This window comes from Gammaproteobacteria bacterium, assembly GCA_015709615.1.
Taxonomy (GTDB): domain Bacteria; phylum Pseudomonadota; class Gammaproteobacteria; order Burkholderiales; family Nitrosomonadaceae; genus Nitrosomonas.
The window spans coordinates 1,399,270-1,424,623 of record CP054179.1 but is presented as its reverse complement, the minus strand read 5'-3'; the positions used below and the strand labels follow the sequence as shown (position 1 = coordinate 1,424,623).

Annotated in this window: 21 protein-coding genes; 13 read left to right on the top strand and 8 right to left on the bottom strand. The window is 51.0% G+C overall.

All coding sequences use genetic code 11. The features are described 5' to 3' along the window. Positions 1–29: 29 nt before the first annotated feature. Positions 30–1,349 (bottom strand): 3-phosphoshikimate 1-carboxyvinyltransferase, encoded by a 1,320-nt coding sequence (gene aroA / locus HRU77_06905; protein QOJ20447.1) that lies wholly within the window; start codon positions 1,347–1,349, stop codon positions 30–32. 205 nt (positions 1,350–1,554) lie between these two features. Between aroA and HRU77_06900 the strand changes: the two genes are divergently transcribed. Next, complete coding sequence (locus HRU77_06900; protein ID QOJ20446.1) at positions 1,555–1,803, top strand: hypothetical protein; 249 nt, start codon at positions 1,555–1,557, stop codon at positions 1,801–1,803. Between the two features lie 56 nt (positions 1,804–1,859). On the opposite strand, the gene HRU77_06895 is transcribed toward HRU77_06900, so the two are convergent. The 4 genes from HRU77_06895 to HRU77_06880 form a co-directional block, all read right to left on the bottom strand. After that, on the bottom strand, positions 1,860–4,376 hold the full coding sequence (locus tag HRU77_06895; GenBank protein QOJ20445.1) for a DNA topoisomerase III: 2,517 nt from the start codon (positions 4,374–4,376) through the stop codon (positions 1,860–1,862). A gap of 174 nt (positions 4,377–4,550) precedes the next feature. Then, positions 4,551–5,009, bottom strand: coding sequence for a DUF494 domain-containing protein (locus HRU77_06890; GenBank protein ID QOJ20444.1), 459 nt, complete (start codon positions 5,007–5,009; stop codon positions 4,551–4,553). 62 nt (positions 5,010–5,071) lie between these two features. Next, positions 5,072–6,172 (bottom strand): DNA-protecting protein DprA, encoded by a 1,101-nt coding sequence (dprA, locus tag HRU77_06885; protein ID QOJ20443.1) that lies wholly within the window; start codon positions 6,170–6,172, stop codon positions 5,072–5,074. A 17-nt stretch (positions 6,173–6,189) separates the two neighbouring features. Then, positions 6,190–7,227 (bottom strand): LysM peptidoglycan-binding domain-containing protein, encoded by a 1,038-nt coding sequence (locus tag HRU77_06880; protein ID QOJ20442.1) that lies wholly within the window; start codon positions 7,225–7,227, stop codon positions 6,190–6,192. A 96-nt stretch (positions 7,228–7,323) separates the two neighbouring features. Between HRU77_06880 and def the strand changes: the two genes are divergently transcribed. The 12 genes from def to HRU77_06820 all read left to right on the top strand — a co-directional run bounded on the left by def (position 7,324) and on the right by HRU77_06820 (position 22,566). Further along, positions 7,324–7,827, top strand: coding sequence for a peptide deformylase (gene def, locus HRU77_06875; protein QOJ20441.1), 504 nt, complete (start codon positions 7,324–7,326; stop codon positions 7,825–7,827). A gap of 118 nt (positions 7,828–7,945) precedes the next feature. Beyond that, the gene (locus HRU77_06870; protein ID QOJ20440.1) at positions 7,946–8,902 is read left to right on the top strand and encodes a methionyl-tRNA formyltransferase; all 957 of its coding nucleotides are present in this window, start codon (positions 7,946–7,948) and stop codon (positions 8,900–8,902) included. Then, positions 8,895–10,178 carry a 16S rRNA (cytosine(967)-C(5))-methyltransferase RsmB gene (rsmB, locus tag HRU77_06865; GenBank protein ID QOJ20439.1) on the top strand — a complete coding sequence of 428 codons (1,284 nt, stop codon included), beginning with the start codon at positions 8,895–8,897 and terminating at the stop codon, positions 10,176–10,178. The genes HRU77_06870 and rsmB overlap by 8 nt, the downstream gene beginning before the upstream one ends. Beyond that, positions 10,156–10,785 (top strand): DUF4390 domain-containing protein, encoded by a 630-nt coding sequence (locus tag HRU77_06860; protein ID QOJ20438.1) that lies wholly within the window; start codon positions 10,156–10,158, stop codon positions 10,783–10,785. Before rsmB ends, HRU77_06860 begins: the two co-directional genes overlap by 23 nt. Beyond that, positions 10,785–12,986: a HAMP domain-containing protein gene (locus HRU77_06855; protein ID QOJ20437.1), complete on the top strand. Its 2,202-nt coding sequence runs from the start codon at positions 10,785–10,787 to the stop codon at positions 12,984–12,986. The genes HRU77_06860 and HRU77_06855 overlap by 1 nt, the downstream gene beginning before the upstream one ends. Before the next feature lie 132 nt (positions 12,987–13,118). After that, positions 13,119–14,381 (top strand): sigma-54-dependent Fis family transcriptional regulator, encoded by a 1,263-nt coding sequence (locus HRU77_06850; GenBank protein ID QOJ20436.1) that lies wholly within the window; start codon positions 13,119–13,121, stop codon positions 14,379–14,381. Positions 14,382–14,557: 176 nt separating this feature from the next. Further along, on the top strand, positions 14,558–16,573 hold the full coding sequence (tkt, locus tag HRU77_06845; protein QOJ20435.1) for a transketolase: 2,016 nt from the start codon (positions 14,558–14,560) through the stop codon (positions 16,571–16,573). Between the two features lie 67 nt (positions 16,574–16,640). Next, entirely contained in the window at positions 16,641–17,639 is a 999-nt protein-coding gene (gene gap / locus HRU77_06840) for a type I glyceraldehyde-3-phosphate dehydrogenase (GenBank protein QOJ20434.1), read from the top strand. A 134-nt stretch (positions 17,640–17,773) separates the two neighbouring features. After that, the gene (locus tag HRU77_06835) at positions 17,774–18,952 is read left to right on the top strand and encodes a phosphoglycerate kinase (GenBank protein ID QOJ20433.1); all 1,179 of its coding nucleotides are present in this window, start codon (positions 17,774–17,776) and stop codon (positions 18,950–18,952) included. 14 nt (positions 18,953–18,966) lie between these two features. Continuing rightward, on the top strand, positions 18,967–20,418 hold the full coding sequence (pyk, locus tag HRU77_06830; GenBank protein ID QOJ20432.1) for a pyruvate kinase: 1,452 nt from the start codon (positions 18,967–18,969) through the stop codon (positions 20,416–20,418). Positions 20,419–20,550: 132 nt separating this feature from the next. After that, positions 20,551–21,615: a fructose-bisphosphate aldolase class II gene (locus tag HRU77_06825; GenBank protein ID QOJ20431.1), complete on the top strand. Its 1,065-nt coding sequence runs from the start codon at positions 20,551–20,553 to the stop codon at positions 21,613–21,615. A 126-nt stretch (positions 21,616–21,741) separates the two neighbouring features. Further along, positions 21,742–22,566 (top strand): GIY-YIG nuclease family protein, encoded by an 825-nt coding sequence (locus HRU77_06820; protein ID QOJ22087.1) that lies wholly within the window; start codon positions 21,742–21,744, stop codon positions 22,564–22,566. 83 nt (positions 22,567–22,649) lie between these two features. Here HRU77_06820 and HRU77_06815 read toward each other — a convergent pair whose 3' ends face one another. The 3 genes from HRU77_06815 to HRU77_06805 all read right to left on the bottom strand — a co-directional run bounded on the left by HRU77_06815 (position 22,650) and on the right by HRU77_06805 (position 25,227). Further along, positions 22,650–22,922 (bottom strand): oxidative damage protection protein, encoded by a 273-nt coding sequence (locus HRU77_06815; protein QOJ22086.1) that lies wholly within the window; start codon positions 22,920–22,922, stop codon positions 22,650–22,652. A gap of 176 nt (positions 22,923–23,098) precedes the next feature. Then, a complete protein-coding gene (argA, locus tag HRU77_06810) occupies positions 23,099–24,439 on the bottom strand; it encodes an amino-acid N-acetyltransferase (GenBank protein QOJ20430.1) in 1,341 nt (446 codons plus the stop codon). Between the two features lie 38 nt (positions 24,440–24,477). After that, positions 24,478–25,227 (bottom strand): 16S rRNA (uracil(1498)-N(3))-methyltransferase, encoded by a 750-nt coding sequence (locus HRU77_06805; GenBank protein ID QOJ20429.1) that lies wholly within the window; start codon positions 25,225–25,227, stop codon positions 24,478–24,480. Between the last annotated feature and the right edge of the window lie 127 nt (positions 25,228–25,354).

Genomic DNA, 25,354 nt, shown 5'->3' with positions numbered 1-25,354 from the left:
GTGATTAATTTAAATGAACGAGGTGAAAATTATTTCATTTCAGGGTGAATTATTTGTGAAAATTTTTCAAAATAATCAGGAAATGTTTTGGCGACGCAACCGGGATCGTTAATGCGCACCGGTGCTCCCAAGGATGCCAGGGCGAAACACATGGCCATGCGGTGGTCGTCATAAGTATCGATCGCAGCATTTGGAATTAAGCCGTGCGCGGGCGGTGTAATGCGCAAATAGTCCGCACCTTCTTCCACGATTGCGCCCAGTTTGCGCAATTCGGTGGACATCGCCGCGAGGCGATCGGTTTCTTTTTGACGCCAGCTGGCGATGTTGCGCAGTGTGGTGGGGCTTTCGGCGAATAATGCGGTAACGGCTAAAGTCATGGCAGCATCTGGAATGTGATTGCAATCCAGATCGATGGCGCGTAACTTGGCTTCGCCGTTGCGTGCGCCAGCACTTGCTTCAATCCAGTTGTCGCCCATGGATATTTTCGCGCCCATTAATTCCAATGCGGCTGCAAAGCGAATATCCCCTTGCACGCTGTCGCGGCCTACACCTTGAACGCGCACCGGACCTTGTCCGATCGCGCCGGCCGCCAGGAAATACGAGGCGGAAGATGCATCGCCCTCGACAAAAATGCGGCCAGGGCTTCGGTATTTTTGTTGCGCCGGTATCACGAATTGCTGCCAGCCGCTGTGTTCGACTTGCACGCCAAAACGGCGCATTTGAGCAAGTGTGAGTTCGATATAAGGCTGCGAAATGAGCGTGCCGGATACATTGATAATGGATCGTTTTTCGCTCAATGGCAGCGCCATGAGTAATCCAGTGAGAAACTGACTGGAAACATCGCCTTTAACTGTGACGTTTTGTATGTCATCTGGCGCGCTCAATGCTGCTGGTTTGATTTCCAAAGGCGGGAAACCGGGATTGCCCAGATAACGGATGTCCGCGCCCAATTGCCGCAAAGCATCGACCAAATCCGCAATGGGCCGTTCGTGCATGCGCGGTACGCCGGATAACCGGTAATGTCCTTGCATTAAGGACAATACTGCCACCAGAGGCCGGAAAGCGGTGCCGGCATTGCCGAGAAATAAATCAACTTCCTTGATTGGGAAGATACCGTGACCGCCTGTGACCGTGTAATCATTTTTGTCTGTTTGTGTGACGGTAATGCCCAGTTTGGTCAGCGCATCCAGCATGCGGGCGGTATCGTCGGAAGCCAATAAATCATGAATTTCCGTCACACCTTCCGCCAAAGCGGCCAGTAACAGAATCCGGTTCGAAATGCTCTTTGATCCAGGCAACCGCACAGCGCCTTGAGCATTCTTCGCAAATGGAAGGTCAAGCCATTTCATGATGCGTGCAATGATAAAATTGCTAGATAATATCCGATAACGATACTCGAAGCTAAAATTATTGATTTTTAGACAGTGCGAATTCTATTGAAATTACCAGGATTGATTTGCCGTCTTTGGAAAAATCTTTATTAAACCGTCTTGTTTAAGGTAATCTATCCCTTTTACCAAAAAGACACTTTCACATATAAAAAGAGGTTGAAGAATGCAAGATGCAGAAATTGTTTTAATGTTTTCTTTATTGATGATTCCGGTTGCCGTCTGGCTGCAATTATGGGTAAAAAATCGTAGAGAGAAACGCAAGAATGATTTGGGAGAGGAAGAGTTTGAAAATACGGCGCGCGCATTCGCATCGATTATTCTGGAGGGTGCGGCCATTGTCGGCGGACTTATCATGATTATCATGGGGTCCAGCGGCGTGCTCAAGTACGTTCTAAATTTTTATAATACATAAATTCATTGAGATTATTGAGCGGTTGTCCGGGCAATTGGCATGTGCTGATGCCCGGATTATGAAGCAGTGCTGTCGGCTGCTTGAGTTTTTGCTTGCTTGGTTTTCGATCTCGTTCCGGTAGTTTTCTTCGGCGTTTTCTGTTCAAACTCGAAACCAATCTTGCCATCCGCATTTCTGACCAAGTAGGCTGAAAAAGGCTTGCCTTTTTTCGAGATGAATTTTGTCAGCAAGTCTGTTTTGCCGGTTTCCAGCAATTTAGTGATCTGTTCCCGTTCGATCGGGCGTGCCAGAATGATTTTGCCGGTTTTAAAATTGCAGGTGCGGTCAGCACCGACAGATTTCTCGCACACATACTGCATACCGTGCTCGTACACTGCATGACTGCATTTCGGACATTTGCCCAAGGCTGTTTGAGCGCTGAAATCGACGGCTTCCTGGTTTTCGTCGCTGTTGCCAAAATCAAATTTCATTTCGAACGTATCGGTTAATTTGATGATGGCGCTGAACGGTTGTCCCATTTTGCTGCGAAAACCCTGCAGCGGACCGACTTCACGCTGCGTGATGAGGGTTTCCATTTCCTCTACTTCGAATTGGCGGCCGGCTAAAATTTTCCACAGCGCGAAATCACATTTCTGGCACTGAAATTTTTTATAGGTTTCATGCACGGTGCCGCCGCATTTAGGACATGGAGATTTGAGTATCGAGAAATCTCCCGCGATGGTTTCGCCGCGGTGTGTTTTGGCTTGCTCCACGATATGCCGCGTCATGTCGGCAATTTTTTCCATAAACGCAGCGCGTTTGAGATTGCCCTGTTCAATCTGGCGTAACTGAAATTCCCAATTACCGGTTAATTCGGGTGAGATCAATTCCGGGATCTTGAGACCGCGCAGAAGCGTGATTAAAGAAAAAGCTTTGGCCGTTGGATGTAGTTCGCGGCCAACGCGCTGGATATAATTTTCCAGTACCAATCCTTCGATAATCGCTGCGCGCGTTGCTGGCGTTCCCAATCCTTTGGTGTTCATCGCTGCGCGCAATTCTTCGTCTTCCACCAGCTTGCCCGCGCCTTCCATCGCAGAAAGGAGCGTAGCTTCATTAAACCGCGCTGGGGGGCGAGTCTGATTGGCGACGATCTCGATTTCCTCAGTGGCGACGGGTTTGCCGGGTGTAATGGCTACGAGCGTTGTATCTTCTTCCTCGTCGTCCGGTTTGACGGATTTGCCGTAAACCGCTCGCCAGCCCGGATTGACCATGACTTTGCCTTCGGTTTTGAATGGCTCATTTTCAACTCGGGTAATGCGGGTGGTTACCAGAAATTCAGCAGCAGGAAAGAAAATGGCTAGAAAACGCTTGGTAACCAGATCGTACAGCTTCGTCTCGGCTTCGTTCAATTTGGACGGATTCAACGACGTCGGAATAATGGCAAAGTGATCCGAAATTTTGGCGTTGTTGAAAATGCGTTTGTTCGGCACTACCCAGCCGGATGCCAGAATTTTCCGGGCAAATTGTCCGTAGCCGGTATTTTCCAGATTGAGCAAAGTATCTTTAACGGTCGCAATATAGTCTTCCGGTAGTGCACGTGAATCCGTGCGCGGATACGTCAGTACCTTATGTTTTTCATACAGCGCCTGCGCCAGACCGAGCGTCGTTTTGGCGGAAAAGCCGAAGCGGCTGTTGGCATCGCGTTGCAAGCTGGTCAAGTCGTAAAGTAACGGACAGATTTCTTTGCTGGGTTTGCTTTCTTCGCTGACATGACCGGGCTTTCCTTGGCATTTGTTGCGGATGGCTTCGGCTTGTTTTTGTTCCCACAGCCGCTCTGGTTTCGCTTCCTGCGCGGCTTTATCCTTGTTGAATTTTTCATCAAACCATCTGCCGGTATAGTCGCCGCTACCGGTTGCAAACGTGGCATGGATTTCCCAGTAATTTTGCGGACGGAATTTTTTAATCTTTTCTTCGCGTTCGACCAGAATCGCCAATGTCGGCGTCTGCACACGTCCCACAGTGGTTTTGTGGAATCCACCCTCCTGGGAGTTAAAGGCGGTCATGGCGCGCGTGCCGTTAATGCCGACCAGCCAATCCGATTCCGAACGGCTGACGGCTGCCTCGGCCAGCGATTGTACCGCCGAGTTGTCGAGTAGCTGGGTGAATCCTCCGCGGATGGCATCGGGTGTCATCGATTGCAGCCACAGGCGTTTAACCGGCTTGCTGGAACCGACATGGCGCAGGATGTAGTAGAAAATCAATTCCCCTTCGCGTCCCGCGTCACATGCGTTGATCAGCGTTTCGATATCTTTGCGCTTGATGAGCTTGCTGAGAAGTTTCAGGCGTGCGGAAGTTTTTTCGATCGGACTCAAATCGAAATGCGGCGGGATAACCGGCAGATTGGCAAAACTCCATTTGCCGCGCTTGACTTCAAATTCTTCCGGGATGACAAGTTCAAGCAAATGACCAACCGCTGAAGATACAACGTATTGGTCGTTCTCAAAATAATCGGTATGCTTGGTAAAACCGCCCAATGCCCGGGCAATATCCGCTGCAACAGAGGGTTTTTCCGCGATAATCAGTGATTTACTCATTAAACTCCAAACAAAAATCATTATCCGGCAATGAACTGCCGGATAGGTGTGTCGTTACTAAACTGGAAGAATGAGTAAGAAGTGCGAACATGATCGGAATTTGATGCGTGTAAAAGAAAATTAGCTCCGGTAGCTGTTTTAACTCAGTCTGATTCAATAAAAAATACAGTGAGCTTAGTGCCGGTAATGAGAATCGCTGACAATCAGCAATTTCTCAAGAATGGAATCATCCGTAAGCTGGTTTTGAATCCATAACTCCGTTAAAACAATCAGTTTGATTTTTTCCAGACTCGATGAATTTTCATCCATCGCAAGCACGCGATCGATCAACAGTTCACGTTGTAACGGGTTAATGATGCCGGCCTGCTCCAGGAAGAAAATAAACCCTCTCCCTTCCGTATCGATTTTTTCCATTTCATATTCGGTATAGCAGCGGAAAGAATCGTTTTCGGCAAAACTGGCCGGATAACTGCCGATGTCATGGCGTTCGAGTTCCGAGAGCCAGTTTAAAGTCTCGCTGATATCCTCATCGGCGAATCCGGCCATCGTCAGTTTGCGAGTCAATGTCGCAGAGTCCGGATAACTGCCTGAATCAAAAAAATTTTCAAATAAATAAACGAGTATATCGAACATAATGGTATTTAAGAAAGCGAGTATATTTACAGATTAGTACCTTTGGTTAATGCCATCATGCATTACTGAATTCGCTGATAACACCCTCCCGGTAAACTGCTGATATGGCCGTCAAGCTCAAGTGTTAATAGCATGGCTGATACAACTTCAGCCGTCAAGCCACTGCGCGAGCAGAGCGTATCGATATCAACGGCATCATATCCTAGGTGTTTGAGTAATATTACGTTTTCAGTTCCTTTTTTAACAACCAATTCTTTTTTTGCGGCAATTTCCTCATTTTGGACTAAGGTTAAATAATTTAATTCATCCAAAATATCCTGCGTATTTTCAACCAGCTTGGCGCCTTGTTTAATCAATGCATGGCAACCTTTGGATAACGGTGAATGAATGGAACCCGGGATCGCCATGACTTCGCGCCCTTGTTCCAGCGCTTGGCGTGCGGTGATGAGCGATCCGCTTTGCAATGCCGCTTCCACCACCAAGCAACCGTGACTCATGCCGCTGATGATACGATTTCTGCGCGGAAAGTTCCTGCCGATAGCAGGGGTACCCAGCGGAAATTCGGAAATTAATGCGCCTTCTTTCGCCAATTTGTGGGCAAGCGGGTGATTTTTCGCCGGATAAACGATGTCCAATCCGGTGCCGACCACGGCGATGCTGGCAGCGGAGCCGCGCAAGCCGCCGTGATGTGCGGCCGTGTCAATGCCCAGCGCCATGCCGCTGATGATGCAGAGTCCGGCGTTGCTGGCGGCTTCGGAGAACGCTTCCGCATTCGATAAGCCTTGCGGCGTGGCATTGCGGCTGCCGACGACCGCCAGGGCGGGCTGTCGCAAAAGTTCCCGGCGCCCTTTGAAATACAGCAGCGGGGGCGGAGCGTCAATATTGAGTAATTGAGCGGGATAATCCGGATCTGCCAGGGTGATGATGGCGTTGAATGGATCCTCCAGCCATCGCAGCACGGCGGCAATTTTAGCGCGGTTAGCGCCTTGCGCGATGCGTTGAGCGAGCGGTTTTTTAACGATGCGCTCCAATGCGCTGGGGTGTGCCGATAGAATGGCAGCAGGATTGCCAAAAGCGATCAAAAGCTTGCGGATGGATTCGCCACCCACGCCATCAATCAGATTAAGACTCAGCCATGCTTCAAGATCCGGTGCATGTTTCATGACGATACGAATGAATTTCAGGGCGTTTTGACGGCGTCCGATACTTTGATGGATTGTGTGCTTTGTACCACCAGCGCATAGGCTATTTTATCAAAGACCCGGAACACGAATACCAGCCCGGTTCTCTCATCCGGCAATTGCACCATCTGTCCTTGCAGAGACTTTACTTGACTTCTCCGGTATATGGCTAGAACATGACCCATTTCCAAGCCATCCAGTTCACCCTTGTTGAGTGCGACAATATCGCCTCTGCCGATTTCTGTGACGCCGCCATAAACCGAAATGATCCGTCCGTTGAGCGAAAAATCCGGTGCATGGGGCGCGTAGTTATTGAAGATGGTGCCGGGCGCGGGAACCAGGCGATCGCCTTTCAAAATTTCTTCCGATGCGTGCGTGATGATTACCGTGCTGACATCCGCAAAAGCGGTTACTTTGGCGTTTCCCAGGTAAGTCGCTTCATAACCCAGAACGGAATCTTTTTGATCCGGATCCTTCAGTGCTTTGCCGGGGCGGAAAATTTGCCATGCTGTGCCTTTGTTCTTGGGCAGTTCGCTGACATAAGCGGTATTGCCCGTGCTCAAAGCGACTCGGCCCTCGCTGGAGCCCAGTATATACGGCGCATTGTCGAGGCCGTTTTTTTCGATAATCAGCGGTTGACTCAGGAAAGGTTCGATCGCGGCTGCCGGAATGCTGGGAATTGCCGAAGTGCCCGATTGTTCGGTGCGGATTTTCGGCGATAATTTAACGGTTTTGACGCCGTATTCATCGTCTTCGGAAAGGCGTAGGCGGGCTCCGCGCAGTGTTTTTTCCAGGATGACAACGTCGCCGGGGTAAATCTTATGCGGATTTTTTACCTGCACGCGATTGAGTTCCCAGATTTCCGGCCAGCGCCAAGGGTCTTTAAGAAACCGGGAAGCGATTCCCCACAGCGTATCGCCCGGCACGACTACATGACGATCGGGTGAGTCATCGCGCAGCGCTATCTCGTCAGCTTTGATCGGTGTGATGGAAAGCAGGCTCGGAATTAAAATCAAAGTTATAATAAGCTTTCGCATGGATGATCCCAAAGGCAGTGATAACGCATACAGAATGATTGCTTAATGATACGGTCTAAATGCGGCGCTAGGTTTACTAAACTACACATTTTTTTCATGGCTATTTTAAAAATACTACAATATCCAGATGAGAGGCTCCATACTGTAGCGGTTCCAGTCGCACAAGTCACGGATGAAATCCGTTTGCTGATAAAGGATATGGCCGAAACGATGTACGCTGCGCCTGGTATCGGGCTGGCGGCAACGCAGGTGGATGTGCACGAGCGTATTATCGTGATCGATACCTCCGAGACGCGCGATCAGTTGCTGGTTTTGATCAATCCGCAAATTATCGCCAGTCACGGCTTATCGGATTATGAAGAAGGTTGCTTGTCGGTGCCCGGCATATACGGGAAAGTGCAACGTGCCGAGTTTGTAACTGTGAAAGCCTTGAACGCCCAGGGCGAATCGTTTGTTCTGGATGCCGATGGTTTACTGGCGGTGTGTATTCAGCACGAAATGGATCATTTGGCGGGAAAAGTGTTTGTGGAATACTGGTCACGGCTTAAACAAGCGCGCACATTGGCAAGATTGAAAAAGAAACAACGCAGCACTATGTAGTTCAGCGCCGATATGAAGCAAGCTGCGATCGGTATCGCGCGGATTGGATAAAATCGCGATTCTCATCAATATAATCAAATCCCTCCATTACTAATTAAAAAGTGATCAATGCGTTAGCATGAAAGTTATATTTGCTGGAACCCCGGTGTTTGCTGCTGTGGCGCTGGATGAGCTGATTCGGGCCGGTCATGAGATCGTCATGGTACTGACCCAACCGGACCGGCCTGCGGGCAGAGGCATGAAGGCAGCCGCCAGCGCCGTTAAATTGCTTGCCGAACAACATCATCTGGCATTGTTGCAGCCGTTGACCCTGAAAACTGCCGAAATACAACAACAGCTACAAGCGCTGCATGCGGATGTGATGGTGGTGGCGGCATATGGATTGATTTTGCCGCAGGCGGTGCTCGATATTCCCCGTCTGGGTTGTCTGAATATCCACGCTTCGTTATTGCCGCGCTGGCGTGGCGCTGCGCCGATTCAGCGTGCAATTCTGGCGGGCGATCGCGAAACCGGTATCACCATCATGCAAATGGATGCCGGACTGGATACCGGCGGTATTTTGCTCATGCACAGCATGGAAATCACGCCGCAGGATACGACGCAATCGTTGCACGATAAATTGGGTTTGCTCGGTGCGCGCAGCATTGTTGAAGCACTTGCATTACAACCTCAAGGAAAACTAGTTCCCGAAACGCAAGATGGAGCGCAAGCCTGTTATGCGGCCAAAATAACCAAAACCGAGGCGGAAATCGATTGGCGCCAAAGTGCGCAACAGATAGACCGGCTCGTGCGGGCCTTCAATCCGAACCCGGGTGCTTATACGCATTTCCGGGATGCCGCGCTGAAGATCTGGCAAACCAAGGCGATTGAAGGAAGGGCAGAAAAGCCGGGAGAAGTCGTTGCGGTTGACCAGGCAGGCATTACGGCAGCCTGCGGTTCGGGTCTGTTGCGGCTGGAAATGGTGCAGAAGCCCGGCGGCAAGAAAATGAGTGTGGCGGATTTTCTGGCCGGTAATCCGGTACAGCCGGGTGAATGCTTTATGAGCGCGCTTCATTCCGCTGCGCCGCATGATTAAAACGCAACTGGCGGCGGCTTCCGCGATCGGTAAGGTATTGGCCGGATCAAGTTTGACCGAGGTGCTGCAGGAAATCTGGCGTGCCGATCCGGTGTTGTCGAAACAGCAAAGGGGGGCGATTCAGGATTTAAGTTATGGTGTGCTGCGTTTTTACGGTCAATTGCAAGCGATTCTTGGGTTGCTGCTGAAAAAAGCGTTACGCGATAAAAACCTGCATCATCTGCTGTTGGTCAGCTTGTATCAATTGCAGTACAGTAAGTCATCTCCGCATACGGTGGTGGATCAAGCCGTTTCAGCTTCACGCACCTTGGCGCAGGGTAAAGGAATGCAGGGGCTGGTAAATGCCGTGTTGCGTAATTTTATCCGGCAGCGCGAAAGTTTGCTGCAACAGGCGATGGTGAAAGAAGAGGGGCGTTATTCGTATCCGCAATGGTGGATCGATAAATTGCGCCAACAATATCCGGAAAAATTTCGTGCGGTACTGGAAGCCGGTAACAAACGGCCGCCGATGACGTTGCGGGTGAACCGGCGCAAGATGAGTGTGGAAGCTTACCGCGGTTTATTGACAGACAATGGAATGACAGCGGAATTGTTACAGTCCGATGCGCTGCAATTGGGTCAGCCGGTTGCGGTGGAGAATTTGCCCGGCTTTGCCGAGGGTTGGGTGACAGTGCAAGACGCCGGCGCGCAGCTTGGGGCATCGTTTCTGGATGTACACGGCGGCATGCGGGTGCTGGACGCCTGTGCGGCGCCGGGAGGGAAAAGCACGCATGTGCTGGAATTGGCCGATGTGGCACTGACGATACTGGAGAATGACGCGGCGAGGCTGGTGCGGGTGCAACAGAATCTGCAGCGCTTGAACATGACGGCGGAAAGAATGGTATGCGGTGATGCAGCGAATCCCGATACCTGGTGGGACGGGCGTCCCTATGACCGAATTCTGGCTGATGTGCCGTGCTCGGCATCCGGCGTGGTGCGCCGCCATCCGGATATCAAATGGTTGCGGCGTGAAAGCGATTTGGTTAAATTTGCGCAAAATCAACAGGCGATTTTGCATGCGTTGTGGAAAATTTTGAGTAAGGGTGGTAAGTTGCTGTATGTGAGTTGCTCAGTTTTTGCTGAAGAAAATACCATGCAGATAGAGAAATTTCTTAAACACCATCCGGAAGCGCAATCATTGCCGCTTCCGGCTACGGCAATGTCAATGTATGAGGGACAACTGTTACCTGCTGTTCAACACGATGGCTTCTTCTATGCTTTATTGCAAAAAGCCTGACCCGCACGTCCGCCGAGTAAAGCCGCCATTCTTTAATCTGATCGTTTTGTTATTGATTTTGCTGTTGCCGGCGGCGACTGTTCAGGCGGCCGGCATTCAGATAAAGTCCGTCAATCTGACGGCGGCTGAGAGAGGTTATGAAATCAGCATGGACTCGGAGATTGCGCTCAACGATACGCTGGAGCAGGCGCTCGAGAAAGGTATTGTGCTGTATTTTGTCACCAAATTCAGCTTGTTCGATGCACGCTGGTATAAGCTGAATGATGAAGTGGCGCGTAGCAAGTTTGTGGTCGGTTTGCGCTATTATGCGCTAACCCGGCAATATCATCTGAATCATCCTGTATTTTCGCAAAGTTACTATTCACTAAAGGAAGCATTGCAAGCGCTGGGACGGATCCGCGATCTACCGTTGACCGTTAAATCCGAATTGAAACCGGATGCTGATTATGTGGCGTCAGTTCGAGTGTGGCTGGATCTGACGCGTATGCCCAAACCGTTCCAGGTTGAGACCATCGGCTCCAGTCAATGGGATTTGAGTTCGGACAAGCTGGAATGGCGCATGAAGCTGCCCACGCCGGAGGAGCCGGTGCGGATTAAAGGCCATTGATGAAATACGTGCTCATTGTCGGCGCCGGTGTCGGAGCGGTGATGCTTTTTCTGTTGGCTACCGCGGGCGCCAATACCGAATTTTTTGAACGAAAATACCGCTTATTGCTGGGCATCAATATCGCCTTCGTCGTATTTCTCATGGCGATCCTGGGTTTTTTGTTGTGGCGCTTCAGGCGCCGCCTCAAATCGGGGGTTTTCGGGTCCAGGCTGGCGCTGCGTTTAATGCTGGTTTTTTCCCTGATGGCGACACTGCCCGGTGTTTTGGTGTATGCCGTATCGGTGCAGTTTCTCGAGAAGAGCATTGAATCCTGGTTCGATGTGAAAGTGGATCGGGCACTGGAAGGCGGATTGAATCTGGGGCACACCATGCTGGATAACCTGCTGGAGGAATTGCAGCGGAAAGCGCAAGCGACCGCGCTGATTCTATCCGATCCCGCCAATCCGCCTTTGTTGGTGCTTAATGAATTGTTGTTGCAATCTCAGGTGGAAGAGGCGACTTTGTTTAATCAAGATGGCAAGGTGATCGCATTTTCCAGCGAGAGCAACCTGGCGTTATTTCCTGGGATACCGAACGCGGTTGTGATGCGCTATATCCGCATGCAGAAAGCTTACGGCGCAATCGAGTCGATTGCCGACAAGGGTTTGTATTTGCGTGTGGTTGCACCTGTCAACGTATTGAGTTTGAAAGAGGACATCCGGATATTGCAGCTGCTGCAGCCGGTTCCGCTGCAATTGGCAAAGGACGCCGAGCGGGTGCAAGCGGGTTATCAGGATTATCAGGAGCTTTCCTTGTCGCGTCACGGATTGACCCGGTTGTATAGCGTCACTTTGACGTTGGCGTTGCTGTTATCGTTGTTTTCGGCTTTGGCGACAGCCTCATTGCTCAGTGAAAAGCTGAGCGCACCCTTGGGCATGCTGGCGGAGGGTACGCGCGCGATTGCGCAAGGCGACTACAGCCGCCGCCATCTGGTGCAGAGTAGCGATGAGCTGGGCGTTCTGACCGAATCCTTCAATTTGATGACGCAACAGCTGGAAGAAGCGCAGGCAGCTGCGCAGCATAATCAGCGGGCGGTCGAGAGCGCGCGCGCGCACTTGGAAAGTATCCTGGCGAATTTGTCGTCGGGTGTGTTGGTGTTCGACGATCAGCTGGTGTTGTCCAAGGCAAACCGCAGCGCGGAGCAGATACTGCAAATACCGCTGATCAGTCTGGACGGCTCGATTATCGAGGGTTGCGTGCACAATGAGCCGCAACTGAATGCCTTGATCACCGAGATCAAGGCGGGTTTTAATTCCGGTGAAAGTGGCGTTTGGCAGCGCCAATTGACGCGTTCGGACGACGGTCGCAATCAGGTTTTATTGCTCCGCGGAACGCGCCTGCCCAGGTTGTCGGGTGGCGGCGGCGTGGTGGTTTTTGACGACATTACCAATCTACTGCAAGTGCAGCGCGCGGTTGCTTGGGGTGAGGTTGCGCGCCGCCTGGCGCATGAAATTAAGAATCCGCTGACGCCTATTCAGCTCTCGGCCGAGCGCGTGCAGCACAAATTGATCAATAAGCTGAGCGAGGAAGACGCCAAGTTTTTGCGGCGCTCAATTGAAACCATTGTCGATCAGGTGGAAGCGCTGAAAAAAATGGTGAATGAATTTAATCAGTACGCGCGCATTCCCGAAATGGAATTGCGTCAGCTGGACTTGAACCGGTTGGTGCGCGAAGTATTGTCGCTTTATGAAACAGCGAATATGGCGGCTGAAAATAACCAGCATGTGCATGCGCACATCCAGCAGATATTGGCGCATGATTTGCCGCTGATCAGGGGCGATTCGGCGCAATTGCGCCAAGTGCTGCATAATTTGCTGCAGAATGCACAAGATGCCTTGATTGACACCCCGGAGCCCGTGATCGAAGTGAAAACCGAGAAGGTGCACGGTGGCGTTCAATTCAGTGTGCGTGATAACGGTTGCGGTTTCTCGGATGAGATCAGAGCCCGGGTTTTTGAGCCCTACGTTACGACTAAGCCGAAAGGAACCGGACTGGGATTGCCGATTGTGAAAAAAATTGTGGAAGAGCACGAAGGCATCATCCATGTCGAAAATATCAAACCGCATGGCGCGCAAATTTCAATTATTCTGCCGGCGGTGGAAAAGAGTGCGGCCGCGGAACATGACCGGCCGGTATTGAATTCATCGCATAATAATCGGTAACGGCAGAAAAGATATACGGAATCTTTGTTACCAGGGTATTCGTCAATCAAAAAACTTGAAATTCATAGTTGACCGGGAAATTTGACAGTTGTAACCAAGCTGATTAGATTCCGGTCGTGGAGAGAATGCTAAATGATAACGAACAATACAATACTGATTGTCGATGACGAAATTGGCATACGCGAATTGCTGTCCGAAATTTTGCGAGACGAAGGTTATCGGGTGGCGCTGGCGGAGAATGCCGAGCAGGCGCGAATCTGGCGTGCGCAAACGCGCCCCGATCTGGTGCTGCTGGATATTTGGATGCCGGATACGGATGGCATTACTTTGCTGAAAGAATGGGCCAGTAACGGTCTGCTGACGATGCCGGTGATCATGATGTCCGGGCACGGCACGATTGATACGGCGGTGGAGGCTACGCGCATCGGTGCCTTCGGTTATCTGGAAAAGCCGATACCGTTGCAAAAATTACTCAGCACCGTGAGCAAGGCTTTGCGTGGCGGGCAAAACAAGCAGCAATCGGCGCTTTCGCTGGTTTCGCTGGGCAAGGGCGCATTGATCAGCGATCTCAGAAAGAAATTGGAACAAGTGGCGAATCTGAAAACGCCACTGTTGTTGATGGGCGAGCCGGGCGCCGGCGCGGAAATCTGTGCGCGTTTCATGCACCGTCCCAATACGCCCTGGGTGGAGCCCGAGACGCTGACGGTATTGGCCGAATCGCCGCTGCAATTGCTCGAGCTTGCGCGCGATGGTTTGTTGTTTCTGAAGGATGTCGGTGAAATCAGCAAACTGGCGCAAAAAGGTTTGTTGTTATTGCTGAGCAAGCTGCAGAAATACAACGTCCGGTTGGTTTGCGCAACCTCTCAACCACTGGCGGAGTTGACGGCGCAAGGCGCTTATCATCCCAAGTTGTACGAAATATTGAGCAGTCTCAGCATCGGCATTCCGGCATTGCGGGCGCATCGGGAGGATATTCCCGAACTCGCTAATCAGATTTTGTCGCGCTTCGCGGAATCGGGAGAAGCGCCATCCACGTTGCAATTCAGCACTGCGGCGCTCAATTGTTTGCGCAATTATGACTGGCCTGGCAATCTGACTCAATTGACCGGCGTGGTGCATTCTTTAGCGTTGACTTGCAGCGGCGATGAGATTTCCGCTGAAGCCGTGCAGCAAGCGATGGCTTTTCCGGAATCGACTTCGACATCGGTTGCTCCGGAGATTCCCCTCGATCTTTCGTTGCGCGAAGCGCGCGACCTGTTTGAGAAAACTTATTTTGAGCGATTGATCGATCAAGAAAGCGGCAACATGACACGGGTTGCCGAGCGGGCCGGATTGGAGCGAACCCATTTGTACCGCAAAATAAAATTACTGGGAATCAAATTGCGGGGGAACTGATTTTGTCAGGATATTCCGCTGCTAGCAGATTGGTTTTAGACACAAAAAAGTGAAGATCTCTAGTTGTCGTATCCTCTATCTTAGGGGATAATACCGCATTTTATTTAGTGCCGATACGATGTGCTCCTAATAAGGGGGTGCAGTTAGGCGTTTTCTATATTAGGGAGTTAGTATCAATGGGGACATTCAAGGATTTTGACGCGCCGGTGTTTAAGGAATTAACCAGTGCGATACGCGCATTGGCGATGGATGCCGTGCAAAAAGCTAATTCCGGTCACCCCGGAATGCCGATGGGTATGGCGGAAATTGCTGAAGTGCTGTGGATTCATCATCTGCGTCATAATCCTGGCAATCCCGCGTGGGTTGATCGTGACCGTTTTATTCTTTCCAATGGGCATGGATCGATGCTGATCTATGCATTATTGCATCTGACCGGCTACGATCTGCCGATGGAAGAAATCAAGAAATTCAGGCAGTTTCATTCAAAAACACCAGGTCATCCTGAGTACGGCTATACCCCGGGTGTAGAAACCACGACCGGCCCGCTGGGTCAAGGCATTACCAATGCAGTAGGTATGGCACTGGCAGAGAAAGTGCTCGCTGCTGAATTTAACCGTCCCGGTTATAACATTGTCGATCATTTTACCTATGTTTTCCTGGGAGACGGCTGCTTGATGGAAGGTATTTCGCACGAAGCTTGTTCTTTGGCGGGTACCTTGGGATTAGGAAAACTGATTTGTTTTTACGATGACAACGGCATCTCCATTGACGGTCATGTGGAAGGCTGGTTCACCGACGATACGCCGAAGCGTTTCGAGTCTTACGGCTGGCACGTCGTACCCAATGTGAACGGCCACGATCCGGTGGCGATCGAAGCAGCCATTGAGGCCGCCAAGAAAGTGAACGACAAGCCGTCGATGATTTGCTGCAAAACGGTCATCGGGATGGGATCACCCAATTTGGCTAATACCCATTCGGTGCATGGCGCTGCATTGGGTGACGCTGAAATTGCCGCAGCGCGTCCGCATATCGGTTGGCATCATCCGCCGTTTGAAATCCCGCAGCATGTCTATAGCGCCTGGGATGCCAGAGCGAAGGGGCAGAAACTGGAAACCGAATGGAATGAGAAATTCACCGAGTATGCGGAAAAATATCCTGCCGAGGCGGCCGAATTCAATCGCCGCATGGCGGGTGAATTGCCTGCCAACTGGCGCAGTCATGCCGATGGCGTCATCAATCAGGTCAATGCAAAAGCGGAAACCATTGCGAGCCGCAAAGCTTCACAGAATGCAATTGAAGGTCTGGCACCCGTTTTGCCTGAATTGATCGGCGGTTCCGCTGATTTGGCAGGCTCCAATCTGACCTTGTGGTCGGGTTCCAAGGGGATCAGCAAACAGAATGGCGGTAACTACGTATACTACGGGGTGCGCGAATTTGGCATGAGCGCCATGATGAACGGCTTGTCGTTGCACGGCGGTCTGATTCCTTATGGCGCAACCTTCCTGATGTTCTCCGAATATGCGCGTAATGCCTTACGCATGGCGGCATTGATGAAGATTCGCAATATTTTTGTCTTTACGCATGATTCGATCGGGCTGGGTGAAGACGGTCCGACACACCAACCGGTAGAGCAGACTTCAACCTTGCGTTTAATCCCTAACATGGATGTATGGCGTCCTTGCGATACGGTTGAGTCAACCGTGTGTTGGGCGCGTGCCATCGAACGCAAAAACGGTCCGTCGACATTGATATTCAGCCGTCAGAATCTGCCGTTCCAAAAACGCGACGCTGCTACCATTAAGCTGATCGATAATGGCGGTTATGTGTTGTCCGAAGCCGGTAATGGCAAGCCGCAAGCCATTCTGATCGCGACAGGCTCGGAAGTGGGTTTGGCGATGAATGCGCAAAAAGCGCTGGCGGACGAAGGCATTCATGTGCGCGTGGTTTCCATGCCTTGTACCAACGTATTCGATCGTCAGGAACCATCGTACAAAGACAGTGTCTTGCCAAAGGGTGTTAAACGCGTTGCAGTAGAAGCGGGTGTGACCGATTTCTGGCGCAAGTATGTCGGTCTGGACGGCGCGGTCATCGGCATGGACACGTTTGGTGAATCAGCTCCGGCCGACGTATTGTTCAAACACTTCGGCTTCACCGTCGAGAACGTCGTCAAAACAGTTAAAAGTATTCTCTAAAACGGATTTTAATTTAAAGACCGGAGTTTAGATCCGGCGAACAGGTTTTTTATTTAAGGAGTTTAGAATGACAATAAAAGTAGGTATTAACGGGTTTGGTCGTATCGGGCGCATGGTTTTCCGCTCAGCAGTGCAAAATTTTCCAGATATCGAAATCGTTGCAATCAATGATTTGCTCGAGCCGGACTACTTGGCTTATATGTTGAAGCATGACTCAGTGCACGGACGTTTTCATGGCGACGTTTCCATTGATGGCAACACGCTGGTGGTGAACGGTAAAAGAATCCGCTTAACCGCAGTTAAAGATCCGGCCGAACTGAAATGGAATGAGGTGGGCGCGGAAGTTGTCATCGAGTCGACCGGTTTATTTTTGACCAAGGAAACTTGTGAAAAACATCTGACAGCGGGTGCTAAGAAAGTCATCATGTCGGCGCCTTCTAAAGACGATACGCCGATGTTCGTATACGGCGTGAATGATAAGTCTTACAAAGGTGAAAGCATCATTTCCAATGCTTCCTGCACCACCAACTGTCTGGCGCCGATTGCCAAAGTATTGAACGATAAATGGGGTATCAAACGCGGTCTGATGACCACTGTGCATGCGGCAACAGCAACGCAGAAAACCGTGGATGGCCCATCCAATAAAGATTGGCGCGGCGGCCGCGGTATTTTGGAAAATATTATTCCTTCTTCAACCGGCGCTGCCAAGGCTGTGGGCGTGGTTATTCCGCAACTGAACAAAAAACTGACCGGTATGGCTTTCCGTGTTCCGACATCGGACGTGTCGGTAGTTGATTTGACCTGTGAGCTGGAAAAAGAAGCGACCTATGACGAGATTTGTCAGGCAATGAAAGAAGCTTCCCAAGGTTCGATGAAAGGCGTTCTCGGCTATACTGATCAGAAAGTGGTGTCCACCGATTTCCGTGGCGAAAGCTGCACTTCCATTTTTGATGCCGAAGCAGGCATGGCGCTGGATAAAAGCTTCGTCAAAGTGGTTGCGTGGTACGACAATGAATGGGGCTATTCCACCAAAGTACTGGAGATGGTTCGTACCGTCGCCAAGTAGTCGGGTGTTTTCAGATCGGCAATCAAGCGTTAGGATCCTGATTGCTATCTGATTTCAATAGTTAATTTATTAAGACATAAAGGGTAGCGTTTGCTATCCTTTATACTTTCTTAAAGACAATTCTGGAGCTTAACGTGTCTGTTATTAAACTTGTCGACCTTGATCTTAAAGGTAAACGTGTATTCATACGCGCCGATCTCAACGTGCCCGTGAAAGATGGGAAGGTGACCTCGGATGCCCGTATCACCGCTTCGATGGCAACCATTAATCACTGTATCAAGCAAGGCGCCAAAGTGATGGTGACTTCTCACTTGGGCCGTCCCGAAGAGGGCGTATGGACGGAAGAAAATTCTCTGAAACCGGTGGCCGATAATATCGCCAGCCGCCTAGGGAAGCCGGTTCGTCTGATCAAGGATTGGGTTGATGGCGGATTTGATGTGGCAGCTGGAGAGCTGGTGGTATTGGAAAATTGCCGCATTAATAAGGGTGAAAAGAAAAATGTAGAGGAAACCGCGCAGAAATATGCGAAGTTGTGTGATGTCTTTGTCATGGACGCATTCGGTACCGCGCATCGCGCGGAAGCTTCAACGCACGGGATCGCCAAATATGCGCCGGTGGCTTGCGCCGGTATCTTGCTGACAGAAGAATTGGATGCGCTGACTAAAGCACTGTTGAGTCCGGCGCGGCCGATGGTGGCGATCGTCGGCGGTTCTAAAGTTTCCACCAAGTTGACGGTGCTGGAATCGTTGTCCGAGAAAGTCGATCAACTGGTGGTCGGTGGCGGTATCGCCAACACATTCCTGAAAGCGACCGGTAAAAATGTCGGCAAATCGTTGTGTGAAGATGATTTGGTTCCGACAGCCAAAGCATTGATGGAGAAAATGGCGAAACGCAATGCCTCGATCCCGGTTGCGGTTGATGTCGTAGTGGGTAAAAAATTCGATGCGAACGAACCGGCGGTATTGAAAGATGCCGGCAGTGTGGCCGACGATGATATGATTTTTGACATCGGCCCTAAGAGCGCGCAAGAATTGACGGACATCATCATGAAAGCCGGTACGGTAGTCTGGAACGGTCCGGTGGGCGTGTTCGAATTCGATCAATTCGGCGCCGGGACCGAGAAAATCGCGCGCGCGATCGCGGAAACGAAAGCATTCACGTTAGCGGGCGGCGGTGATACCATTGCGGCTATTCAGAAGTATGACATTTACGACAAAGTTTCTTATATCTCAACCGCGGGCGGTGCGTTCCTGGAGTTTCTCGAAGGTAAAAAACTACCAGCTGTGGAAATACTGGAAATGCGCGCCAAATAACCTGCAATAAAATTATGATCCGAAGAACGAAAATCGTCGCAACACTGGGGCCCGCTTGCAACAATCCTAAAATCCTGGATCGCCTAATCCGGGCCGGTGTTGACGTCGTTCGGATCAATTTTTCCCACGGTACGCGCGAGCAGCATATCGAATTTGCCGAAATGACCCGTTCGTTGGCCCGTGCGGCCGGTTTGACGGTCGGTGTGCTGGCCGATTTACAAGGGCCGAAGATACGCGTCGGCAAATTCGAGCATGGCAAAATCCGCCTTGAAGTCGGCGATCAGTTCATTCTGGATGCCAATTGTGAGCTGGGTAATCAGGAACGCGTCGGCTTGGACTATAAAGAACTGCCGAATGACCTAGAAACCGGCGCCACGCTGATGCTGGACGATGGTCGCATCGTGCTCGGTGTTTCGCACGTGAAAGGACATCAAGTATTCTGTGTGGTCGAGCAGGGTGGCATACTGTCGAACAATAAAGGCATCAATCGCAAAGGCGGCGGGCTCGGCGCGCCGGCGTTGACCAGCAAGGATCTGGAAGACATCAAAACCGCTGCGGAATTCGGCGCGGATTATTTGGCCGTATCGTTTGTCCGTTCCGGAGACGATATCCGCCAGGCGCGCGCATTGTTGCATGAGGCGGGTGGCAGAGGCATGGTCATGGCCAAGATCGAACGTTCCGAGGCCATTCTGGCGTTGGATGACATCCTCGAAGCATCGGATGCGATCATGGTGGCGCGCGGTGACTTGGCAGTCGAAGTCGGCGATGCCGCCGTTCCGGCGCTGCAAAAACGGATGATCCGTTCGGCGCGGGCAAATAATAAAACCGTCATTACCGCTACGCAAATGATGGAGTCGATGATTACCAATCCTATACCGACACGCGCTGAGGTTTCCGATGTGGCCAACGCGGTATTGGACGGCACCGATGCGGTGATGCTGTCGGCGGAATCCGCCGCTGGAGAGTATCCGGTGGAGGCGGTTGAGGCGATGGCCCGGGTTTGTCTGGAAGCGGAAAAGGAATATTTGGTCAACACCGACCGGCGCATGCAGAATATTAACCCGGCCACGATCGAAGAAGCGATCGCCCGCGCGACGATGCATACCGCCAGCGGTTTGCAGATCCGCGCCATTGCCGCATTGACGCAAAGCGGCGTGACGGCGTTGTTGATGTCGCGCCGGAGCTCCAAAGTACCCATCTTCGCTTTGAGTCCGAATGAAGAAACGCGCCGCCGAGTGACGCTGTTCCGCGGCGTTTATCCGGTCGAATTCGGCGCGGGATTGAACGATCCGGAAGAAATCTTGAACCTGGCGGAGCAAGAATTGCTCAATCGCGGTGTAGTGCGGAATGGCGATATCATGGTGATGACGATTGGAGAACCGGTGGGTAAAACCGGCGGCACCAATACGATGAAAATTATCAAAGTCGGTGAGTGGAAGACAAGACAGGGTATTGATGCAACTTGAGCAATCGGTTGCATCACTGCTCAGATAAGCGCACTGGCAATCACGCAAGAAATAATCATGCGGTATTCATGCGACATAATCGCATATACTAACGGCTATAGAATTTTATTAAGTAAATATAAGGAGATCTAAATGGCACTCGTATCATTAAGACAACTACTCGATCACGCGGCGGAAAACGGCTACGGTTTACCGGCTTTCAACGTCAACAACCTGGAACAGATCCAAGCAATCATGCAAGCAGCGGATGAATGCAACAGCCCGGTGATCATGCAAGGTTCCGCCGGTGCGCGCAAATATGCCGGTGAAGCATTCTTGCGTCACCTGATTGAAGCAGCCGTTGAATCTTATCCGCATATACCGATTGTGATGCATCAGGATCACGGCGCTTCTCCATCGGTTTGCGTGAACGCGATCCGTAGCGGTTTCTCGAGTGTCATGATGGACGGTTCCCTGCAAGCGGATGCTAAAACACCATCGACCTACGAATACAACGTCAAAGTCACATCGGATGTCGTAAACATCGCGCACTCTGTTGGCGTATCGGTAGAAGGCGAACTGGGTTGTCTGGGATCTCTGGAATCCGGTATGGGTGAAGCCGAAGACGGTCACGGCGCGGAAGGCGTGTTATCGCACGATCAACTGCTGACCGATCCGGAAGAAGCTGCCGACTTTGTGCGCAAAACCGGTGTGGATGCCTTGGCGATTGCGATTGGAACCTCGCATGGCGCGTACAAATTCACCCGCAAACCTACCGGCGATATTCTGGCGATCCAACGCATCAAGGAAATTCACGCGCGTATCCCCAATACTCACCTGGTGATGCACGGTTCCAGCTCAGTACCGCAAGAATGGCTGGAAATCATTCGCCAATTCGGCGGCGACATTAAAGAAACCTACGGTGTTCCGGTCGAAGAAATTCAACAAGGCATTAAATATGGCGTGCGCAAAGTCAATATCGACACCGATATCCGTTTGGCCATGACCGGCGCGATCCGCCGTAGCCTGGAAAAAGACAAAAGCAATTTCGATCCACGCAAATTCCTGAAAGAAGCAACCGCAGCAGCTAAAGACATTTGTAAAGCACGCTTCGAAGCCTTCGGCTGCGCCGGACAGGCCGGAAAAATCAAACCGATTTCTCTAGAAAGTATGGCGAACCGCTATGCTAAAGGCGAATTGAACGCGGTTATTAAGTAGTCAAAGTCCAGTAGTATTCAATATTCCCATGATTGATTGCGCGGTTTGCATTATCAATCATGGGATTCAGGTTAGAAAACTGTAGTAGTCTTTTCTTTCTTCACACGTGCCTAGCGCAACAATCAAATATTCCTGGTTTACGGAGATCCTAAACGGCTTCGTACTGCGGAATTGTCGAATTGGACTGGAAAGGCTGTCGCCGGTCCCAGAAGTGAGTTTGAAGGGGTCTTTTCTCGTGAAGAATCGAGCGGTGCGGGAGTCTATTTTTTGACGGGTTCCGATCCTGAGTCGGGAAAACCCGCAATCTATATCGGTGAAGCTGAGAGCATTCGCGATCGAATCAAAGCTCACTTGGAAAAAGATTTTTGGAATCAAATCATCTTCTTTATCAGCAAAGACGAGAACTTAACTAAGGCACATATCCGCTTTCTTGAAGGAAAGCTAATAGAACAGGCGCGCAAATCTGGACGAGCAGTGGTTACAAACGGTCAAAGTAGCGGAGCTCGATTGCCTGAATCTGATCGAGAGGATATGGAAATATTTTTAGAGAAGATTAACCAACTATTGCCAGTTCTCGGGGTCGAGCTCCTCGTGCCAACAGCAGCAGAAGCCGTCACAGAATCCGAACACAAGAAACTGTTCTGCGAGATTAAGGGGGTTAGAGCAGAGGGTCATTTGGCACCGAATGGTTTTGTGGTACTTAAGGGTTCTCAAGCTATTTTGAACGATCGGGCTTCAGCTCAAAAGTGGCCATGGACAGTGAATATGCGACAGCGCTTAAAAGATGAGGGTGTATTAGAGATCAAAAACGATACATTGGTATTTACAAGAGATGCGGAGTTTACAAGCCCGAGTTCGGCAACAGCGGTTATTCATGGCGGACATGCAAATGGACTCACCGCATGGAAAGATAAAAGCGGGAAAACTCTTAAGGAAATAGAATCTTTATAACCAGCCATTTCACACGGCGCTGTTCGATAAAAGTTCGTCTATGATTTCAATGTTATGTTTTAGGTATATGTCAAAAATTAAGATTAATTCTTAGGAGGCACATACCCCGCTGCCTGTTCCGCGCCTTCCCCAAAAAAATGCGCTTCCATTTGTTCCGCCAGGTATTTACGGGCTTTCGGGTCTGATAGATTCAAGCGGTTTTCGTTGACCAGCGTAGTTTGGTGTTTGATCCACTGGCTCCAGGCTTCCTTGGAAACATTCTCAAAAATCCGCTTACCCAGTTCGCCGGGGTAAGTTTGAAAATCCAGGCCTTCTGCTTCGCGGCCCAGTTTGATGCATTTCACCATTCTTGCCATTTCGTATCCTTGCTCCGAGTCAGTAAAAGAGTATTGGAAATTCTCTAAAAAAACTTGTTGCTGTGCGTTCCGAACATGCCGAAGGACATAACCAGAGTTTCCTTTTGAGGAAAGACCGGCATTATGAAACGTTCGTTTCATTGAGTAAACAGCCGAAGCGTATTTTGTATGAAAAATTACAAGTGCTTGATCAGCACTTTCGAGCGGCGCTGGTAGTTATATAAATTCTGTTTGGTTTTCGGTAATTCGGCCGGGGTGGCTTGGCTGAAGCCGTGTTCGATGAACCAATGCGTGGCATGCGTGGTGAGTGCGAACAGTTTGTGGATGTCCTGCGCGATGGTTTTGTTTTCGATGTGTTTGAGTAAGCGTTCACCGTGCCCCTGGTCGCGATAATCCGGATGGATCGCCAGACAGGCGAGCTCGCAGGCGTGTTCCTCGGGGAATGGATATAGCGCGGCGCAACCGAGGATAATGCCGTCGTGCTCAAAAACGGTAAAACGATCGATTTCGATTTCCAGCAATTCCCGTCCGCGTCTAACCAGGATGCCTTCCGCTTCGAGCGGCTCGATCAATTGCAGAATGCCGCCGACATCGTCGATTCTCGCTTTGCGCAAGGCTTGCAGGGTTTCCTGCGAGATCATGCAACCGATGCCGTGGTGTGTGAACAGCTCTTGCAAAATGGCGCCATCGTTATGACGGCTGATCAGATGCGCGCGCGCGACACCTCTATCGCAGGCTTTGGTGGCCGATTGAAATGCTGGTAAAACTGTCTCGGGTATTTTGCGTGTGTCGGCGGGAATTTTCTGTTCCAGCAGCAATTTGCTTTCGGCAACGGTCAATTCGCGCGGTAGCATTCCGGCTTTGTTTTCCTCGGCAGCTTTGCAGTCGATGGCATCCAGCAGAAAAATCAGTTTGTCGGCGCGTAGCGCGATAGCGGTTTCGGTCGCAACATTTTCCATCGTCAAGTTAAAAATTTCACCCGTGGGTGAGTAACCGAGCGGCGAAATCAGCACTACATCGCTTTGTTCCAGCCGGGAATGAATCGCCGGTGCGTTGATCTTGCGCACTTTTCCGGTGTGCATCAGGTCGATGCCTTGAATCACGCCCTGCGGACAAGCAGTGACGAAATTTCCGCTGGTGACGCGGATGGCGGCGTTGGCCATCGGCGAATTGGGTAAGCCCATCGACAGCAATGCGGCGATTTCGTGATGTACGCGTCCCACGGCTTCCTTGACGCACTGCAACGCGGCAGGATCGGTGACGCGCATGCCCATGACCGTTGGCGTTTCCAATTGCGATTCGTCCAAGCGCAACTGGATTTGCGGACGCGCGCCGTGCACCAGCACCAGCCGGACACCGAGACTGGCAAGCAAATTGACGTCGTGGATAAAATTGACAAAGGCCGCGTTCGTGACCATTTCACCGCTGAAACCGATGACGAAGGTTTTCCCTCGGAATGCGTTGATATACGGAGCGACCGAGCGGAACCAGGCGACAAATTCAGCGGGTGAGTTCATGGTGTGTGAAGATGGCGGATTTTTGTTCATACGATCGATTAAAAATCACCCCATAAAGTTTGTATCGCGGCGATTGCCGCCAAAGCGGCGCTTTCGGTGCGCAGGATGCGTTTTCCTAGCCGTATCGGGGTAAAACCGCCGCTGTGCAAGATGGCGGCTTCTTCTTCCGCCGTAAATCCGCCTTCGGGGCCGGTCACAAGTGTTACATGGGCGTTGGCAGCCGGTTTTACGATGTCATGCAGACTTTGCGAGGCTGTTGGAGAGAGCATGAGACAGAGATCGTGAGGCGATTTGTCCACTTTTTTTTGGCTCAGCCACTGTGGCAGTGTCATAAGTGGAGACACTACCGGTACTTGGTTTCTGCCGCATTGTTCGCACGCGGAAACGATGATTTTTTGCCAGTGCTGCTGGCGTTTGCTGGCGCGCTCGCCGGATAGATGAACGATGCTGCGTGCGGTGGAAACCGGCTGAATGTGCGTTACACCCAGCTCTACCGTTTTTTGTATGATCCAATCCATTTTTTCGTTGACACAGATCGCCTGCGCAAGCTCGATGAACAGCGGCGATTCGCGGTCAATGTCGTGATAAGCGCCGACCAGAACGGTTGTGCCGGATTTTCTAACTTGGTCGATGTGCGCGGTGAATTCACCACCCTGGCCATTGAACAGCGTAACCGCATCGCCTTTTTTCAGCCGCAACACTTGCGCGGCGTGATGCTGATTGGCATCGGATAATTCGATGAGCTGTCCGGCGGAAATTTCCGCGGGGTGATAGAAGCGCGCGTGCATGATGGGAGTTTAGCCGGGGTAAGTAACCATTTCGATAAATAGACTCATGATAATATAGCACGTTATGCATCCGGCATTGTCTGAGCGCTGTTTCGATCCGGAACGCGGCAAGCCGGAAAATCGATTT

Excerpts from the sequence above, each read along its gene's own strand:
- HRU77_06890 (QOJ20444.1), bottom strand. The coding sequence starts at position 5,009 with ATGTTCGATATACTCGTTTATTTATTTGAAAATTTTTTTGATTCAGGC.
- HRU77_06825 (QOJ20431.1), top strand. The coding sequence starts at position 20,551 with ATGGCACTCGTATCATTAAGACAACTACTCGATCACGCGGCGGAAAAC.
- HRU77_06850 (QOJ20436.1), top strand. The coding sequence starts at position 13,119 with ATGATAACGAACAATACAATACTGATTGTCGATGACGAAATTGGCATA.
- HRU77_06805 (QOJ20429.1), bottom strand. The coding sequence starts at position 25,227 with ATGCACGCGCGCTTCTATCACCCCGCGGAAATTTCCGCCGGACAGCTC.
- HRU77_06870 (QOJ20440.1), top strand. The coding sequence starts at position 7,946 with ATGAAAGTTATATTTGCTGGAACCCCGGTGTTTGCTGCTGTGGCGCTG.
- HRU77_06880 (QOJ20442.1), bottom strand. The coding sequence starts at position 7,227 with ATGCGAAAGCTTATTATAACTTTGATTTTAATTCCGAGCCTGCTTTCC.
- argA (QOJ20430.1), bottom strand. The coding sequence starts at position 24,439 with ATGAACTCACCCGCTGAATTTGTCGCCTGGTTCCGCTCGGTCGCTCCG.
- HRU77_06815 (QOJ22086.1), bottom strand. The coding sequence starts at position 22,922 with ATGGCAAGAATGGTGAAATGCATCAAACTGGGCCGCGAAGCAGAAGGC.
- tkt (QOJ20435.1), top strand. The coding sequence starts at position 14,558 with ATGGGGACATTCAAGGATTTTGACGCGCCGGTGTTTAAGGAATTAACC.
- dprA (QOJ20443.1), bottom strand. The coding sequence starts at position 6,172 with ATGAAACATGCACCGGATCTTGAAGCATGGCTGAGTCTTAATCTGATT.
- gap (QOJ20434.1), top strand. The coding sequence starts at position 16,641 with ATGACAATAAAAGTAGGTATTAACGGGTTTGGTCGTATCGGGCGCATG.
- HRU77_06855 (QOJ20437.1), top strand. The coding sequence starts at position 10,785 with ATGAAATACGTGCTCATTGTCGGCGCCGGTGTCGGAGCGGTGATGCTT.
- pyk (QOJ20432.1), top strand. The coding sequence starts at position 18,967 with ATGATCCGAAGAACGAAAATCGTCGCAACACTGGGGCCCGCTTGCAAC.
- aroA (QOJ20447.1), bottom strand. The coding sequence starts at position 1,349 with ATGAAATGGCTTGACCTTCCATTTGCGAAGAATGCTCAAGGCGCTGTG.
- HRU77_06860 (QOJ20438.1), top strand. The coding sequence starts at position 10,156 with ATGCTTTATTGCAAAAAGCCTGACCCGCACGTCCGCCGAGTAAAGCCG.
- def (QOJ20441.1), top strand. The coding sequence starts at position 7,324 with ATGGCTATTTTAAAAATACTACAATATCCAGATGAGAGGCTCCATACT.
- HRU77_06895 (QOJ20445.1), bottom strand. The coding sequence starts at position 4,376 with ATGAGTAAATCACTGATTATCGCGGAAAAACCCTCTGTTGCAGCGGAT.
- HRU77_06900 (QOJ20446.1), top strand. The coding sequence starts at position 1,555 with ATGCAAGATGCAGAAATTGTTTTAATGTTTTCTTTATTGATGATTCCG.
- rsmB (QOJ20439.1), top strand. The coding sequence starts at position 8,895 with ATGATTAAAACGCAACTGGCGGCGGCTTCCGCGATCGGTAAGGTATTG.